Source organism: Streptomyces wuyuanensis, from assembly GCF_900103455.1.
GTDB lineage: Bacteria > Actinomycetota > Actinomycetes > Streptomycetales > Streptomycetaceae > Streptomyces > Streptomyces wuyuanensis.
Genome location: NZ_FNHI01000013.1, coordinates 151,052 through 166,784 on the forward strand (window position 1 = coordinate 151,052; position 15,733 = coordinate 166,784).

At 74.2% G+C, this 15,733-nt stretch carries 16 protein-coding genes; 10 read left to right on the forward strand and 6 right to left on the reverse strand.

What is annotated here, in order from left to right; all coding sequences use genetic code 11:
• Nucleotides 1-19 precede the first annotated feature (19 nt).
• Nucleotides 20-721: a hypothetical protein gene (locus BLT82_RS20265; RefSeq protein WP_093656795.1), complete on the reverse strand. Its 702-nt coding sequence runs from the start codon at nucleotides 719-721 to the stop codon at nucleotides 20-22.
• 209 nt (nucleotides 722-930) lie between these two features.
• Here BLT82_RS20265 and BLT82_RS20270 point away from each other — a divergent pair, with 209 nt between their 5' ends.
• Both BLT82_RS20270 and BLT82_RS20275 read left to right on the forward strand, forming a co-directional pair.
• Nucleotides 931-1,683, forward strand: a complete 753-nt coding sequence (locus tag BLT82_RS20270; protein WP_093656797.1) for a SanA/YdcF family protein — start codon at nucleotides 931-933, stop codon at nucleotides 1,681-1,683.
• Between the two features lie 98 nt (nucleotides 1,684-1,781).
• Complete coding sequence (locus tag BLT82_RS20275) at nucleotides 1,782-3,998, forward strand: molybdopterin oxidoreductase family protein (RefSeq protein WP_093656799.1); 2,217 nt, start codon at nucleotides 1,782-1,784, stop codon at nucleotides 3,996-3,998.
• 117 nt (nucleotides 3,999-4,115) lie between these two features.
• Here the strand turns inward: BLT82_RS20275 and BLT82_RS20280 are convergent, their stop codons facing one another.
• The 3 genes from BLT82_RS20280 to BLT82_RS20290 all read right to left on the reverse strand — a co-directional run bounded on the left by BLT82_RS20280 (nucleotide 4,116) and on the right by BLT82_RS20290 (nucleotide 5,685).
• Entirely contained in the window at nucleotides 4,116-4,544 is a 429-nt protein-coding gene (locus BLT82_RS20280; RefSeq protein ID WP_093656801.1) for a gamma-glutamylcyclotransferase family protein, read from the reverse strand.
• A complete protein-coding gene (gene cutA, locus BLT82_RS20285; RefSeq protein WP_093656803.1) occupies nucleotides 4,541-4,873 on the reverse strand; it encodes a divalent-cation tolerance protein CutA in 333 nt (110 codons plus the stop codon). Before cutA ends, BLT82_RS20280 begins: the two co-directional genes overlap by 4 nt.
• A 188-nt stretch (nucleotides 4,874-5,061) precedes the next feature.
• Nucleotides 5,062-5,685 (reverse strand): NADPH-dependent FMN reductase, encoded by a 624-nt coding sequence (locus BLT82_RS20290; RefSeq protein ID WP_093656971.1) that lies wholly within the window; start codon nucleotides 5,683-5,685, stop codon nucleotides 5,062-5,064.
• Nucleotides 5,686-5,970: 285 nt separating this feature from the next.
• Here BLT82_RS20290 and BLT82_RS20295 point away from each other — a divergent pair, with 285 nt between their 5' ends.
• The 3 genes from BLT82_RS20295 to BLT82_RS20305 all read left to right on the forward strand — a co-directional run bounded on the left by BLT82_RS20295 (nucleotide 5,971) and on the right by BLT82_RS20305 (nucleotide 8,289).
• On the forward strand, nucleotides 5,971-6,756 hold the full coding sequence (locus BLT82_RS20295; protein ID WP_093656805.1) for an aminotransferase class IV: 786 nt from the start codon (nucleotides 5,971-5,973) through the stop codon (nucleotides 6,754-6,756).
• Nucleotides 6,757-7,010: 254 nt separating this feature from the next.
• Nucleotides 7,011-7,520: a hypothetical protein gene (locus tag BLT82_RS20300; protein WP_093656807.1), complete on the forward strand. Its 510-nt coding sequence runs from the start codon at nucleotides 7,011-7,013 to the stop codon at nucleotides 7,518-7,520.
• Nucleotides 7,521-7,668: 148 nt separating this feature from the next.
• Nucleotides 7,669-8,289 carry a class F sortase gene (locus BLT82_RS20305; RefSeq protein WP_093656809.1) on the forward strand — a complete coding sequence of 207 codons (621 nt, stop codon included), beginning with the start codon at nucleotides 7,669-7,671 and terminating at the stop codon, nucleotides 8,287-8,289.
• 102 nt (nucleotides 8,290-8,391) lie between these two features.
• Here BLT82_RS20305 and BLT82_RS20310 read toward each other — a convergent pair whose 3' ends face one another.
• Nucleotides 8,392-9,171, reverse strand: a complete 780-nt coding sequence (locus BLT82_RS20310; protein WP_093656811.1) for a sulfite exporter TauE/SafE family protein — start codon at nucleotides 9,169-9,171, stop codon at nucleotides 8,392-8,394.
• 227 nt (nucleotides 9,172-9,398) lie between these two features.
• Here BLT82_RS20310 and BLT82_RS20315 point away from each other — a divergent pair, with 227 nt between their 5' ends.
• From BLT82_RS20315 to BLT82_RS20335, 5 genes are all read left to right on the forward strand, one after another.
• On the forward strand, nucleotides 9,399-10,619 hold the full coding sequence (locus tag BLT82_RS20315; protein ID WP_093656813.1) for an NAD(P)/FAD-dependent oxidoreductase: 1,221 nt from the start codon (nucleotides 9,399-9,401) through the stop codon (nucleotides 10,617-10,619).
• Nucleotide 10,620: 1 nt separating this feature from the next.
• Entirely contained in the window at nucleotides 10,621-13,131 is a 2,511-nt protein-coding gene (nirB, locus tag BLT82_RS20320) for a nitrite reductase large subunit NirB (RefSeq protein ID WP_093656815.1), read from the forward strand.
• The gene (nirD, locus tag BLT82_RS20325; RefSeq protein ID WP_093656817.1) at nucleotides 13,128-13,475 is read left to right on the forward strand and encodes a nitrite reductase small subunit NirD; all 348 of its coding nucleotides are present in this window, start codon (nucleotides 13,128-13,130) and stop codon (nucleotides 13,473-13,475) included. The genes nirB and nirD overlap by 4 nt, the downstream gene beginning before the upstream one ends.
• A gap of 185 nt (nucleotides 13,476-13,660) precedes the next feature.
• Complete coding sequence (locus BLT82_RS20330; RefSeq protein ID WP_093656819.1) at nucleotides 13,661-14,173, forward strand: DinB family protein; 513 nt, start codon at nucleotides 13,661-13,663, stop codon at nucleotides 14,171-14,173.
• 145 nt (nucleotides 14,174-14,318) lie between these two features.
• Nucleotides 14,319-15,254 carry an oxidoreductase gene (locus tag BLT82_RS20335; RefSeq protein WP_093656821.1) on the forward strand — a complete coding sequence of 312 codons (936 nt, stop codon included), beginning with the start codon at nucleotides 14,319-14,321 and terminating at the stop codon, nucleotides 15,252-15,254.
• A gap of 14 nt (nucleotides 15,255-15,268) precedes the next feature.
• On the opposite strand, the gene BLT82_RS20340 is transcribed toward BLT82_RS20335, so the two are convergent.
• Complete coding sequence (locus BLT82_RS20340) at nucleotides 15,269-15,676, reverse strand: VOC family protein (protein WP_093656823.1); 408 nt, start codon at nucleotides 15,674-15,676, stop codon at nucleotides 15,269-15,271.
• Nucleotides 15,677-15,733: the final 57 nt, after the last annotated feature.

The following is a 15,733-nucleotide window of genomic DNA, read 5'->3' on the forward strand; positions in this document are numbered from 1 at the left end:
GGCGGTTTCCGGCCTCGCCTCAGCTCGCCAGCCACACCCGCAGCTCGGGGCCGGGGACACAGCCCTGCCTGGCGGCCGCCGACAGGTCCTCCCCGTGCTCGTAGCCGACGACGGGCATGCCCGGCCACACGCGGGCGACGGTGGCGAGACAGCCGGACCAGGCGCGGTCGAGGTCGCCGTCCGCGGCGAAGACGTTCGAGAGGCCGACGACGGTCTCGCTGCGGCTGACCACCGCTCCGGCGACGGTGCGGCTGCCGCCGTCGGCCGTGCCGGCGAGGACGGTGACGGCGCGGTCGGACAGGAGACCCGGGCGGAAGAGTCCGGCCAGCGCCTCGTCGCCGCCCGACCAGGCGGCCTCCCAGCGGCCGAGGTCCGGAGCCGTCCGCACCGGGCGCCAGACGACGTCGTCGGGCGCGACCGGTGCGGCGAGCATGGCGGGGCGGTGGATCCAGCGGGCCCGGAAGGCCAGGTCGAAGCCCTCGGCGGAGAGGTCCAGCCGCCCGAAGCTGTCCTTGACCGAACAGCCCGCCAGAGTACGGTCGATCGGCCCCAGCACCTCGGGCGCCGTGGCCTCCGGGGCGAGGGTGACGGCGTCCGGGTACAGCGGAGGGGTACGCCGCGCGCTGGTCCAGGCACGGTCGCCGAACACCCCCGGGATCCCGTGCGCACGGCACATCGCGTGGCACCATTCGGCATTGTTCCGGGCGGAGACGGCGATCATGCCCCGATCATGCCGCACTTCCCGGCGCACCGGCACCGAGTTCCGGGCGGAGGGCGTTGTTCCGCCCCGTTCTACGGCGTCTGCAGTCGGCCGCCGCCCCTCGAAGTGGTGACCCGGCGAGTTCCCCCGCTCACATCGGCCGGACGCGGCGAACCTTTGCGCCCCGCCGAACGTCGGAGGAGGTGAGCCGACGAACCAGGGGGTCATCGATGCGGAAGTTCCCGCCGCGCGCGTTGCGGCTGCGCGGGCTCGTGCCGAGCAGGCTTCTGCCGCGCGGGCTCGTGCGACGCGGGCTCGTGCCGAGGACCCGGCGCGGGCGGCGGCGGACCGTGCAGGCGGTGATGCTCGCGTCGGTGTTCGCGCTCGCCCCGGCGACCTGGATGCACGCCGTGGCCGACAGCCGCACCGGCTCGGTCGCCGGCGCCCCCGAGCGCGAGGTCGCGGTGGTGTTCGGCGCCGGGCTGTGGAAGGGCCGGCCGACCCCGTACCTGGCGCACCGGCTGGACACCGCCGCCGAGCTGTACCGCACCGGCAAGGTCAAGGTCGTCCTGGTCACCGGCGACAACAGCCGGGCGGAGTACGACGAGCCGGACGCGATGCGGACGTACCTCGTCCGGCAGGGTGTGCCGGACGGCCGGATCGTCAGCGACTACGCGGGCTTCGACACCTGGGACTCCTGCGTCCGCGCCAAGAAGATCTTCGGCGTCGACCGGGCCGTGCTGGTGACGCAGGGCTTCCACATCAAGCGCGCGATCGCGCTGTGCGACGCCGCCGGGATCGAGTCGTACGGCGTCGGCGTCGCCGAGCCCCACGACTCGGTCTGGTACTACGGCGGCGCGCGCGAGCTGTTCGCGGCCGGCAAGGCGGCGCTGGACGTCGCGCTCCGGCCGGACCCGCACTTCCTCGGGCCCGAGGAGACGGGCGTCACCGAGGCCCTGGCCTCGGCGGACACCGTGCCCTGAGCCGCTCACCGCCGCGCACCCGGCCCGGGGAGGGCCGCGTACCGAGGCCGTAATGCGGCGGGCCCGCCGCCGTAACACGGACGACGCACGCTGGGCCCATGTCCCACGCACCGGCCCCGGCGCCCGCCCCCGCCCTCGTCCCGACCCACTGCCCCTACTGCTCCCTGCAGTGCGGGATGAACCTGCGCGGGTCCGGGGAGACGGTCGAGGTCGTGGAGCGGGCCGACTTCCCGGTCAACCGGGGCGCCCTGTGCGGCAAGGGACGTACGGCACCCGCGGTGCTCTCCTCCCGGGTCAGGCTGACCGGGCCCCTGGTCCGACGCCCCGCCACAGGCAGGCTCGAACCGGCCACCTGGGAGGAGGCCCTCCGCGTCACCGCCGACGGCCTGCGGCGCACCCGCGCACGGCACGGGGCGGACGCGGTCGGCGTGTTCGGCGGCGGGGGCCTGACCAACGAGAAGGCGTACGCGCTGGGCAAGTTCGCGCGGGTCGTGCTCGGCACCTCGCAGATCGACTACAACGGCCGCTTCTGCATGTCCTCGGCCGCGGCCGCGCACAACAGGGCGTTCGGGCTCGACCGGGGGCTGCCGTTCCCGCTGGAGGACATCCCGCGCACCGGGTGCGTCGTCCTCGTCGGCTCGAACCTCGCCGAGACCATGCCGCCCGCGCTGCGCTACCTCACGGAGCTCAGGGACAACGGCGGAAAGCTGATCGTCGTCGACCCGCGCCGTACGAAGACCGCCGAGCAGGCGGATCTGCATCTCGCGCCGCGCCCCGGCACCGATCTCGCCCTCGCGCTCGGACTGCTGCACCTGGTGGTGGCGCAGGGCCGCACGGACGAGGCGTTCATCGAGGAACGCACGACGGGGTGGGAGGAGGCCAGGGCGGCCGCGATGGCGCACTGGCCCGAACTGGTCGAACGGATCACCGGAGTGGGCGTGCCCCAACTGCGTTCGGCCGTCGCCATGTTCTGCGACGCGCCGAACGCGATGGTCCTCACCGCCCGCGGTCCGGAGCAGCAGTCGAAGGGCACGGACACGGTCGGCGCCTGGATCAACCTCGCCCTCGCCACCGGCAACGCGGGCCGGCCGCTGGCCGGTTACGGCTGTCTCACCGGCCAGGGCAACGGCCAGGGCGGCCGTGAGCACGGCCAGAAGGCGGACCAGCTGCCCGGGTACCGCAGGCTCGACGACCCGGCGGCGCGTGCGCACGTGGCCGCGGTGTGGGGCGTCGACCCCGGCTCGCTGCCCGGGCCCGGCCGGAGCGCGTACGAACTGCTCGACGCGCTCGGCCGGGACGTACGGGCGCTGCTGCTGATGGGGTCCAACCCGGTGGTGTCCGCGCCCCGGGCCGCGCACGTGGAGGAACGGCTCCGCTCCCTGGACTTCCTCGCCGTCGCGGACGTGGTGCTGTCGGAGACCGCGGAACTCGCGGACGTGGTCCTGCCGGTGACGCAGTGGGCGGAGGAGACGGGGACGATGACGAACCTGGAGGGCAGGGTGCTGCTGCGCCGCCGGGCGCTGACACCGCCGCCGGGCGTGCGCAGCGACCTGGAGGTCATGCACGGGCTCGCCGGGCTGCTGGGGCACGAGAAGGGCTTCCCCACGGACCCGGAGGAGGTCTTCGGGGAACTGCGGCGCGCCTCCTCCGGGGGTCCTGCGGACTACGCGGGCATCAGCTACCGGCGGCTGGAGGAGGAGCAGGGCGTCTTCTGGCCCTGCCCGGAGACGGGCGCGGTCGCACCGGACGGAGTCACGGTCCCGGCGGGCGGGGCCGCGGTGGCACCGGACGGGCCCACCGAGGGCCCGGACGGGCACACCCGGCAGCCCGACCGGCCCGCCGGGAGCCCGCATCCGGGGACGCCTCGGCTGTTCCTCGACCGGTTCGCGACGCCGGACGGGCGGGCGAGGTTCGTGCCCGTGGTGCACCGGGAGGCCGCCGAGCCGACCGACGCCGAGTACCCCGTCGTGCTGACGACCGGGCGGGTCGTGGCCCAGTACCAGTCCGGGGCGCAGACCCGCAGGGTCGACGAACTGAACGCGGCGGCCCCGGGCCCGTTCGTCGAACTGCATCCGCAGCTCGCGGCACGGTTGGGGGTCGCCGACGGCGAGCCCGTCGCGGTGGTCTCGCGCCGCGGCCGGGCGGTCGCTCCGGCCCGGGTGAGCGAGGCGATCCGCCCCGACACGGTGTTCATGCCCTTCCACTGGCCGGGCGCGGGCCGCGCCAACACGCTGACCAACCCGGCCCTCGACCCGACCTCGCGCATGCCGGAGTTCAAGGTCTGCGCGGTGCGCCTGGAGCGGGTGGCGGCGTGACGGCTGAGGGCCTGCGGGCCGGGGCCTGACGAGGCCGCCCGGACGGCGCGGGCGGGCGGAAGCCCCCCGCCCCGTGCGGCCCGGTCCGGCCACTGCGGTGCCGCGCGCGCCGTGCCGTCAGTACCGCGCGGACCAGTCGCCGCCGGGGATCGGGGTTCCCTTCGCCCGCAGCTCGCGTGCCACCGGGCCCGCCGCCACGTACACCCACGCCGGTACGGTGCCCGACGCCGTGTGGACGCGGCGCTCGACCCGTACGTAGAGATTGCGCGGGTCGCCCGGGCCGAAGTACTCCTCCAGGTGGTCCAGCACGGCCGTCAGCTCGCCGTACTGGTCCGGCGCCGCCGTGACGAGCTCGCCGGTGACGACGCCGTCGCCGTCGATCGCGTACGGGTAGCCAGGACCCTCGTACAGCAGCGCGCCGCGCAGCCGGGCGGGTTCCTCGGCCGCGGTGCGCCCGCGCAGGAAGAGGTCGTGGTTGTGCTCGCCCGCGCGCAGGGTGCCGTAGACGAAGAACGGCAGGCGGGGTTCCCGGAGCCGGCCCGTCACGCCTGCTCCGCGCTCTCCGCGGCGATCCACGCCAGGTACCCCGCGCTGCCCCGGACGACCGGCGTCGCGATGATCTCGGGGGTGTCGTAGTCGTGGTGGGCCAGCAGATGCGCCTCCAGCGCCTCGTAGCGGTCCTCGGTGGTCTTGAGCAGGACCTGCCACTCCTCGCTGGTCTCGATGGCGTTCCGCCAGTGGTACACGGAGGTGACCGGCGCCGAGATCTGCGCGCAGGCGGCCAGCCTCGCCTCCACCGCGCCGCGCGCCAGCTCCTCGGCCTTCGCGGCGCTGTCGGTGGTGGTCAGAACGGTCAGGGCCCGGGTCACGAACACTCCTCGTACGGCGCGGAACGGCACGTCCGCGCGGCCTGCGCCCCGGCGGAGGGCCGGGCTCACGGCCGTACGTCTACCACTGACCCCGCCCGGTGATCCAGTGCCGGGCACGGCCCCGGCGCGCTCACCGCGGCCCTCCGGCGCCCGCTCGGCGCGGGACGGGGCCGGCGCGGAGGGCCCGGCCGTCCTCAGCCCCCGTACGGCCGCCGCGACTTGGCGTCCCGCAGCGCGGTGCCCCACCAGGCGAGCTGGTCGAGCATCGTCTTGACGGCCGCCTCGGGCGCGGCCGGGTCCCGGTGCCGCCCCTCGGAGTCGAAGTGCTGCCCGGCGTTCTGGAAGGAGACGGTGTCCCTGACGGTGACGGCGTGCATCTCGGCGAAGACCTGGCGCAGCTGCTCCACGGCGCGCAGCCCGCCGGAGATGCCGCCGTAGGAGAGGAAGCCGACCGGCTTGGCCTGCCACTCGGTGTAGTGCCAGTCGATGAGGCTTTTCAGCGCGGCCGGGAACGAGTGGTTGTATTCGGGGGTGAGGACGACGAAGGCGTCGGCGGCCGCGAGCCGGGGTGACACCTTGGACAGTTCGGCGCGCACGGCCGCGCCGGGGCGGCCCGAGAGGGCGGTGGGGAGATCCACCTCGGCGAGGTCGACGACGTCGACCGTGAAGTCCTCGCGGGCGGCGGCCCGCTCGAGGAACCAGTCCGCGACGACCGGGGCGAAGCGGCCCTCGCGGTTGCTGCCCACGACCAGGGCGAGCCTCAGCGGAGCGCCGGCGGCGGTTCCGGATGCGGGACCACCGGCGGACGACCGCCCCACGGCGGATGCGGGAGCGGCGGTGGCGGAGGCGGACGGGGTGCCTCCGGATGACGGTGTCGGAGAAGAGGCAGAAGCGGTGGGAGCGGTGGCCGGCGCCTGCGCGGCGGCGGCCTGCGTGGTGAGGTCCATGTCGATCAGCGTGGTACCTAAACCTTTGTTGAGGTCAAGCGGCCGAGGGCTGTCCCGTGGTCACCGAAGGATCGGTGCGCGGCGCCGGATGCACCGGGGCGGTGCCCCTGACCGGGCCCCGTCGGGCCTCGCCCCGGGGCGGCCTAGGGTGGGCTGATGACGAACCCATCGCACGCGCACATCGAGATCGACGGCCGGCCGGCGACCGGGCTGGACCCGGCCGTGATCCCCGTGCTCCAGGGGGCCTACGGCCACTTCACCGCGATGCAGGTGCGCGACGGCCGGGCGCGGGGCCTGGCGCTGCACCTGGAGCGGCTGGACCACGGGACGCGCGAGCTGTTCGGCACGGACCTCGACGGGTACCGGGTGCGGTCGCTGGTGCGCCACGCGCTCGACGGGTCCGGCCGGAGCGAGGCGGGCGTGCGGGTGTACGTGTACGGGGCGGCGGCCGGGGGCGGTGCGCCGACGGTGGTGGTGACCGTGCGGGAGCCGCGGACCATGCCGGGCGCGCCCCGGAGCATGATGCCCGTGCCGTTCCTGCGGCCGGTCCCGCACGTCAAGCACGCGGGCGGGGTCGGCCAGCCGTACTACGGGCGGGCCGCCGCCCTGGCCGGTTTCGACGACGCGCTGCTGACCGGGCCCGGCGGGGAGATCGCGGAGGGCCACATCACCAATGTCGCCTTCTGGGACGGCACCTCGCTGGTCTGGCCGGACGCCCCTGCGCTGCGCGGGGTCACGATGGCGCTGCTGGAGCGGCTCGTACCGTCCGTGCGGCGGGAGGTGCGGCTCGCGGACCTCGGCGGGTACCGGGCGGCGGTCCTGATGAACTCGCAGGGCCTCGCGCCCGTCCACCGGATCGGCACGACGGAGTTCGCCGTGGACGGGGAGCTGATGCGGCGGCTGTACGAGGCGTACGGGACGGTCCCGTGGGACGAGATCTGACGGCGCCCGGCAGCCTTCGCGCGAGGGGCGTCACTCGTTCGGCGCGGCCGCCCGCACCGCCCGGCCAATGGCGCAATCACGCCCCTCTGACCTGCGACGACGAGCCCGGAACAAGACGACACGCCGTACGGTTCGAGCGAATCTGATCGCCCATCAGCAGGCGTGGGAGGCCGACTGCGCCTTACCTCTTGAGGTGTAGGAACGGCCGCCGGCACCACGGTCCGGCGGCACCGGCCATCGCCCCGGAGGACGTCATGCGCACCACCGCCCGCCTGCTGGTCGGCCCCGCGCTCGCGGCCGCCTGCATCGGTGCGACGGCCGTACCCGCCGTGTACGCGGCGGACCCCGGGACGCTGGCGCTGTCCCCCTCGAGCACCACCGCCGGTGCCTCCGTGACCGTGAGCACCACGGCGTGCGGCAAGCGCGGTCACGGCACGGGCGACGCCGAGTCGCTCGGCGCGGACGGGTTCGACCTGGCACCCGGCGCCCGCGAGGGCGCCGCGGTCGGCAAGTTCACGGTGCCCGAGGACACCGAGCCGGGGACGTACACAGTCGCCGTGCTCTGCGACAACGGAAAGAAGGCCTCCGGGGATCTCGTGGTGCGGGCCCACGGGCACGAACCGAGTGGCCATGTGAAGACGGGAGTCGGCGGCAGCGTCGGCCCCGACATCACCCAGATCACGGCGGGGGTGGCCGTCCTGGCCGCGGCCGCCGTCGGCGGGACCTGGCTCCTGCGCCGTCGGGCGAGCGGCGCGCAGGGCTGACGGAGAGCGTTCGCGCTCGGCCTCCACCGTCCCTCGTACCGCCGTCCCCGCCCCCGTCACGCTTCGTCCGGCTGACGGGGGCGGGGAGTTTTCCCCTCCCGGACCGGCGCCTCCCGGACCAGGCGCCCGAGAAGTCCCGGAGGATTGCATGAAGTCGAAGGGGTTGCTGCTGGCCGTGGCCGTCTGCGCCGGGGTGTGGCTGGTGCAGAACGGAGCGCGGCCCGTCACCCCGCCCGCCCCCTCGGCCGCCGAGGCCTTCGCCACGGGCCGGCACACGGACGCCGCAGCACCTCCGTTGCCTCCGTCGCCGCCGGTGCGGCTGCGCATTCCGCGGATAGCCGTGGACGCCCCCGTGACGCGGCTCGGACTGGCCCCCGACAACAGCCTGGAGGTGCCGCCCGCCGACCAGGGCGGGGTCGCCGGCTGGTACCGCGACGGCACCGCGCCGGGCGCCCGGGGCACCGCGATCGTCGCCGGCCACGTCGACAACGCCGACGGGCCCGCCGTCTTCTACAAGCTGGGCACCCTGAAGAAGGGCAACCGCATCGAGGTCCTCCGCGAGGACGGCCGCACGGCGGTCTTCACGGTCGACGCGGTCGAGGTGTACGAGAACGACGCCTTCCCCGACCGGAAGGTGTACGGGGCCGCGCGCAGGGCCGAGCTACGGGTGATCACCTGCGGCGGCCCCTTCGACGCGAGGACGGGCTACCGGGGCAACGTCGTGGCCTTCGCCCACCTGGTCGGGGTGCGAGGGCCCGCCCGGTCCTGAGGCGCGCCGTGCGCCCGGGTGCCCCTCGGCGCCCTCACGGCCGGCCTCCCGTCGCCGCGCCGCCCCGGCCCGCCCGGCAGCCCGGGTCCGCGAAGTCCCGGCTCAGCCCGACCACTGGTCGAACGCCAGCTTCGCCACCAGCGAGAACACGACGACCAGCAGCACCCCGCGCACGAACTCCGCACCCTTGCGGAGCGCCATCCGCGCCCCGAACATGCCGCCCGCCAGATTGAACACCGCCATCAGCGCGGCCAGTTTCCACAGCACGGTCCCCTGGTAGGCGAACATCGCGAGGGCACCGGCGTTGGTGCAGACATTGACGATCTTGGCGGTGGCGGAGGCCGCCACCAGGTCCAGATGGAGCACGGCGGTCAGGGCGAGCACCAGGAAGGTGCCGGTGCCGGGCCCGAACAGGCCGTCGTAGAAGCCGATCCCGCCGCCGACGAGGACGATCGCGGTGGCGATCCGGGCGCGGGTGACCGGCCCCCGGTCCGCACGGGTGCCGAAGGACGGGCGCAGCAGGACGAACGCCGCGACGCCCAGCAGCACCACCATGATCACGGGCCGGAGCACCTCGCTGCTGATCCCCGCCGCGAAGAACGCCCCGCCCATCGAGCCGGCGAGCGCGGCGAGCCCGATCCGTACGGCCGTCCCCACCTGCACGGGGGCCTTGCGGACATAGGTGACCGCGGCGCCGGTGGTGCCGACGATGGCGACCGCCTTGTTGGTGCCGAGGATCTGCGCGGCCGGCACCTGCGGCATGCCGAGCAGCAGCGCCGGCAGGAGCAGCAGCCCCCCGCCGCCGACCACGGCGTCGATCCAGCCGGCCGCCGCCGCTGCGACGCAGAGGAAGACGAGGGTGGTCAGCGATATGTCGGGCATGGCCGCGACCCTACGGAGAAGATGTATGCGCCGTCCATCAATCCCGTGGGTCTTGAGCTACGTCTGAGGTTCGCGGGGCGGCGGTGCCCCGCGCCCGGGGCCGCGCCGGCGGCGGCGCCGTTCCCGCCGCGCCCTCACACGGCGGGTTCCCGCGCGCTGAGGGCAGTGTTCCGCACGGGAAACAACCGGGATGCGGACGGGTAACACCGGCACCGCACGCTGCTGCCATGGATTCGAGGATCGTGGTGATCGGCGCCGGTATGGCGGGAGCGCGGCTGGCGCGGCAGCTCGCCCCGGCGTGCGACGTCACGCTGCTCGGCGAGGAGCCGCACGCCCCCTACAACAGGGTGCTGCTGGCCGATGTCCTCGCCGGCCGGTACGGACCCGAGGTGATCGCGCTGCCCCCGGTCCCGCGGGACGCGGCCGAGGTGCGGCGCGGGGTGCGGGCGGTACGGATCGACCGCGCGGCGCGGACCGTGCACTGCGCCGACGGCTCGTCGGTGGTGTACGACCGGCTGGTGCTGGCGACGGGGTCCAACCCGGTGCTGCCGCCACTGCGCGGTCTCGACGGCGGGCTGCCGGACGGCGTCCACCCCTTCCGCACCCTCGACGACTGCCTGGCGCTCGCGGCCGCGGCCCGGCCCGGCAGCCGCGCGGTCGTCGTCGGCGGCGGACTGCTCGGCGTCTCCGCCGCGCGGGCGCTCGCCGAGCGCGGTACGGACGTGGTCGTCGCCCACCAGGGCCCCACCCTGATGGACCGCCACCTCGACCCGGAGGCCGGCGGCCTCGTGCGACGCCACCTGGAGGGACTGGGCGTCGAGGTCCACACCGAGTGCCACGCCCGGGGGCTGCGCCACCGCGGCGGATCCGTCACCGGGGTCGAACTCGCCGACGGCTTCGTCCTCGACGCCGACCACGTCGTCCTCGCCTGCGGCGTCCGCCCCCGAACCGGCCTCGCCGCGGACGCGGGCCTCACCGTCCGCCAGGGCGTCGTCGTCGACGACACCCTCACCACCTCGGACCCGTACGTCCATGCCATCGGCGACTGCGCCGAACACGCGGGCACCGTGTACGGGCTGGCGACCCCCGCCCTGGAACAGGCCGACGTGCTGGCGGCGGTCCTGACGGCCGCGCCGGGCCGGGGGCCGGAGGTCCCCCGCTACACCGGCACCCGGTCCCTCACCAGGCTCACCCTCGGCTCCGCCGGCGCCTTCGACGTCGCGGCGTTCGGGGAGCCCTCGCCACGCCCCGGGGACGACGTCGTGCGGCTCGCCGACGCCACCCGCGGCGCCTACCGGAAGGTCGTCGTCCGCGGCGACCGGCTCGTCGGCGGCGTGCTCCTCGGGGACCTCGCCGCCGTCGGCGCGCTCGCCCGGGCCTGGGAGGGCGACGACCCGCTCCCCGACGCACCCCTGCTCCACCTGCTCACCACCGATGGAGGACTCTGAGATGACCACCCCCACGATCGTGCTCGTCGGCCACGGGATGGTCGGCCAGCACTTCCTGGAGGCCCTCGCGGAGCGCGGCGTCACCGGTCGCGCGCGGGTCGTCGTGCTGTGCGAGGAACCGCGCCCCGCGTACGACCGGGTCCAGCTCACCTCGTACTTCTCCGGCCGGACACCCGACGACCTCTCGCTGGTCGAGGACGGCTTCATGGCACGGCACGGCATCGAGCTCCACCTGGACGACCCGGCGGAGCACATCGACCGTGCCACCCGCACCGTCACCTCGCGCAGCGGGCGGACGATCACGTACGACACGCTCGTCCTGGCCACCGGCTCCTACCCGTTCGTGCCGCCGGTCCCCGGCCGCGACGCCGAGGGCTGCTTCGTCTACCGCACCATCGAGGACCTCCTCGCGATAGAGGAGTACGCCAAGACCTCCCGCACCGGCGTCGTCGTCGGCGGCGGACTCCTCGGCCTGGAGGCGGCGGGCGCGCTCAAGGGCCTGGGCCTGGACACCCACGTCGTCGAGTTCGCGCCCCGGCTGATGCCGGTGCAGGTCGACGACGGCGGCGGCGCGGCGCTGCTGCGCACCATCGAGGGTATGGGCCTGACCGTCCACACCGGCGTCGGCACCCAGGAGATCGTCGCCGACGGCCCCGCCGTCACCGGCATGAACCTCTCCGACGGCTCGACTCTCGCCACCGACCTGGTGGTCTTCTCCGCCGGCGTGCGCCCCCGCGACCAGCTGGCCCGCGACACCGGCCTCGCCGTCGGCGACCGCGGCGGCATCGTCGTCGACGAGCGGTGCCGCACCTCCGACCCGGACGTGTACGCGATCGGCGAGTGCGCCCTCGCCTCCGACGGGCGGGTGTACGGGCTCGTCGCGCCGGGCTACGACATGGCGAAGACCGTCGCGGACGTCCTCGCCGACCGCACCTCCGGCAGCACCTTCACCGGCGCCGACACCTCCACCAAGCTGAAGCTCCTCGGCGTGGACGTGGCCTCGTTCGGCGACGCGCACGGCACCGCCGAGGGCTGCCTGGACGTCGTCTACTCCGACTCCCGCTCCGGTGTCTACCGGAAGCTCGTCGTCGGCGCGGACGGCGCCCTCCTCGGCGGAGTGCTCGTCGGCGACGCCGACTCCTACGGCATGCTCCGCCCGCTCACCGGCTCCGTGCCGCCCGTGCCGCCCGAGCAGCTGGTGCTGCCCGCCGGAGCAGGCGCGCCCGCCGCCCTCGGCCCGTCCGCGCTGCCCGACGAGGCCGTGATCTGCTCCTGCCACAACGTCACCAAGGGCGAGATCTGCGCCCACACCACCCTGCCCGAGGTGAAGAAGTGCACCAAGGCGGGCACCGGCTGCGGAAGCTGCGTCAAGGTCATCGGCCAGCTGCTGCCGCAGGCCGCCGACCAGGGCCTGTGCGGCTGCTTCTCCTACAAGCGCAGCGAGCTGTACGAGATCGTCCGCACCCTCGGCATCACCTCGTACGCCGAACTCCTCGACTCCCACGGGCGGGAGGAGGCCCGCGGCGGTGACGGCTGCGAGATCTGCAAGCCCGCCGTCGGCTCGATCCTCGCCAGCCTCGGCAACGGCTACATCCTCGACGGCGAGCAGGGCGCGCTCCAGGACACCAACGACCACTTCCTCGCCAACCTGCAGCGCAACGGCTCCTATTCGGTCGTGCCGCGCATCCCCGGCGGCGAGATCACCCCCGACAAGCTCATCGTGATCGGCGAGGTCGCCCGGGACTTCGGCCTCTACACGAAGATCACCGGCGGCCAGCGGATCGACCTGTTCGGCGCCCGCGTGGACCAGCTGCCCGCGATCTGGACCCGCCTGGTGGACGCCGGCTTCGAATCGGGCCACGCCTACGGAAAGTCGCTGCGCACGGTCAAGTCCTGCGTGGGCCAGACCTGGTGCCGCTACGGAGTCCAGGACAGCGTCCGCATGGCCATCGACCTCGAACTGCGCTACCGCGGCCTGCGCGCCCCCCACAAGCTGAAGTCGGCCGTCTCGGGCTGCGCCCGCGAGTGTGCGGAGGCCCAGTCGAAGGACTTCGGCGTGATCGCCACCGCCAACGGCTGGAACCTGTACGTCGGGGGCAACGGCGGCGCCACCCCGCGCCACGCGGACCTGCTCGCCCAGGACCTGTCCGACGCCGAACTCGTCCGCCTCATCGACCGGTTCCTGATGTTCTACATCCGCACCGCGGACCGGCTGGAGCGCACCTCGGTCTGGCTGGAACGGCTGGAGGGCGGGCTCGACCACCTGCGCGACGTCGTGGTGCACGACTCCCTCGGGCTGTGCGGCGAACTCGAGGCGATGATGGCCCGGCACGTGGCCGGATACCGCGACGAATGGGCGGAGACCCTCGACGACCCGGACCGGCTGCGCCGCTTCGTGTCGTTCGTGAACGCGCCCGACGCACCGGACCCGTCCGTGAAGTTCGTTGCCGAGCGGGACCAGATCAAGCCGGACCTCACCGTCCTCACCCTGGAAGGAACGCTCACCCGATGACGATCCAGGACGCACCCGCGATCACGCTCCAGATCGAACTGGCGGGCACCTGGCTGCCCGTCTGCGAGATCACCCGGCTCACCCCTGGCCGCGGCATGGCCGCGCTGCTCCCCGACGGCCGGCAGGCGGCGGTCTTCCTCGACCGTGCGGGGACGGCGTACGCGATCGACAACCGCGACCCGTTCACCGGCGCCCAGGTCCTGTCCCGGGGGCTGCTGGGATCCGCGGACGGGCGGGCGTTCGTCGCCTCCCCGCTGCTGAAGCAGCGGTTCGACCTGGAGACGGGCCGCTGCCTGGACGACGCAGAGGTGTCGGTGCGCGCGTACCCGGTGCGCTGGGCCTGACGGGGGCCCGGGCCGGCGGCGCGACGGGGGCCGCCGGCCCGGTCGGACGGAGGACGTCCTCGCGCACCTCGCGCACCGCCGCGGGAGGGCCCGCGTCCCCGACCCCTGTCACGCGGCGGGAAGCCGGCGCAGCGGGCGGTAATCCGCGTGCGGCCCGGAGCGGGCCTCCACTACGGTCGGCGCCCATGACCCTTCCCCGCATACGTCCCCCCTTCGTCGCGGACGAACGCACCCAGCTCGTGGGCTGGCTCGACATGCAGCGCGCCATCGTCCGCTACAAGTGCGAGGGCCTCGCGGAGGCGGACGCCCACCGGTCCGTCCTGCCGGCCTCGCCCCTGATGACGGTGGCCGGGATCGTCTCCCATCTGCGCTGGACGGAGAACGCCTGGTTCGAGGTCCTCTTCCTCGGCCGGCCCGCCGACGGCCCGCAGTTCGCCGAGTCGCCCGAGGACGCCGACATGCGGGTCGAAGGCGTTTCGACGGCGCGGCTGCTGGAGGAGTACGAGCGGCAGTGCGCGATCTCGAACGAGATCGTCGCGGCCCACTCGCTGGACGAGACCGGCCGCCACCCCGACTACAAGTCGTCCGCCGCGACCCTGCGCTGGATGCTGATCCACATGGTGGAGGAGACCGCCCGGCACGCCGGTCATCTGGACACCATCCGGGAACTGCTCGACGGGGAGAAGGGCTACTACTGACTCCTCCCCACCCCGCCGCGCCGCCGGCCGTACCCTGACCGCGCGGCCCGTCCCCCACGGGCGCACCGGCGCCGGCGCACGGAACCGGGCGGGCGTGTCGCGCCGGCGGGACCCGCCGGGTGACCGAGTAGCGGAGGAGCACCGCATGCCGTCGACGACCGGCTGGACGACGCACGACATCCCCGACCAGAGCGGACGCACCGCCGTGGTCACCGGAGCCAACAGCGGCATCGGGCTCGTCACCGCCCGGGAGCTGGCCCGGCGCGGGGCGCGTGTGCTGCTCGCGTGCCGCAGCGAGGAGCGCGGCAGAGGGGCCGAGAACCTCGTCCGGCGCGAGGTGCCCGGCGCGGACGTGGAGTTCGCGCCGCTGGACCTCGCCGATCTCTCGTCCGTACGGCGGTTCGCGGAGTCGTACAGCCCCGGAACGCTGGACCTGCTCGTCAACAACGCGGGTGTCATGGCCCTGCCGTACGGCAGTACGGCGGACGGCTTCGAGACCCAGTTCGGGATCAACCACCTGGGGCACTTCGCCCTCACCGGGCTGCTCGCCGGAAGACTGCTGAAGACCCCCGGCGCCCGGGTCGTGACCGTGTCCAGCGGGATGCACGCGCTGGCCAACGTCGACATGGGCGACCTCAACAGCGAGCGCCGCTACCGGCGCTGGGTGGCCTACGGCCGCTCCAAGACCGCCAATCTGCTGTTCACCCACGAGCTGGCCCGGCGGCTCGGAGCCGCGGGCTCGGACGTCGTCGCGGCGGCCGCACACCCCGGTTACGCGGCGACCAACCTCCAGACCGCAGGGGCGAGGCTGGAGGGACGCCGGACGGCCGAACGGCTCGCGGAGCTCGGCAACCGGCTCCTCGCCCAGTCCGCGGAGGCCGGGGCGTTGCCCACTCTGTACGCGGCGACGGCTCCCGGCGTGCGCCCCGACACGTTCACGGGCCCGCGCCTGATGGGCTGGCGGGGCGCGCCCGCACCGTCCCGGCGCGCGAAGTGGACACTGAACGACGTCGCCGGCGAGCGGCTCTGGATGGCCTCCGAGCAGCTCACCGGCGTGACGTACGACGACCTCCGGGGCTGACCCCAAAGCCGGGCCTACTCGCCCTCGACGGCCTTCGCGTCCATCCAGACGACCTCCCAGATGTGGTGGTCCGGGTCCTGGAAGGACCGGCCGTACATGAAGCCGTGGTCCTGCGTCTCGTTCGCCGGCGAGCCACCGGCCGCGAGGGCGGCGTCGGTCAGCTCGTCGACCTTCTCGCGGCTCTCCGCGCTCAGCGCGACGATCACCTCGGTGCTGGTGGCGGCGTCGGCGACGTCCTTGTTGGTGAAGTCCTTGAACCGGGCCTCGGTCAGCAGCATCGCGAAGATCGTGTCGCTGATCACCATGCAGGCGGCGGTCTCGTCGGTGAACCGGGGATTGAAGGTGTAGCCGACCGCCTCCCAGAACGCCTTCGACTTGTCGAGGTCCTTCACCGGCAGGTTCACGAAGATCATCTGGGACATGGCGGGTGCCTCTCTCCTGGTCTTGCTCGTCGTCGCCCTCCGGCGCCGCTTGTCGTG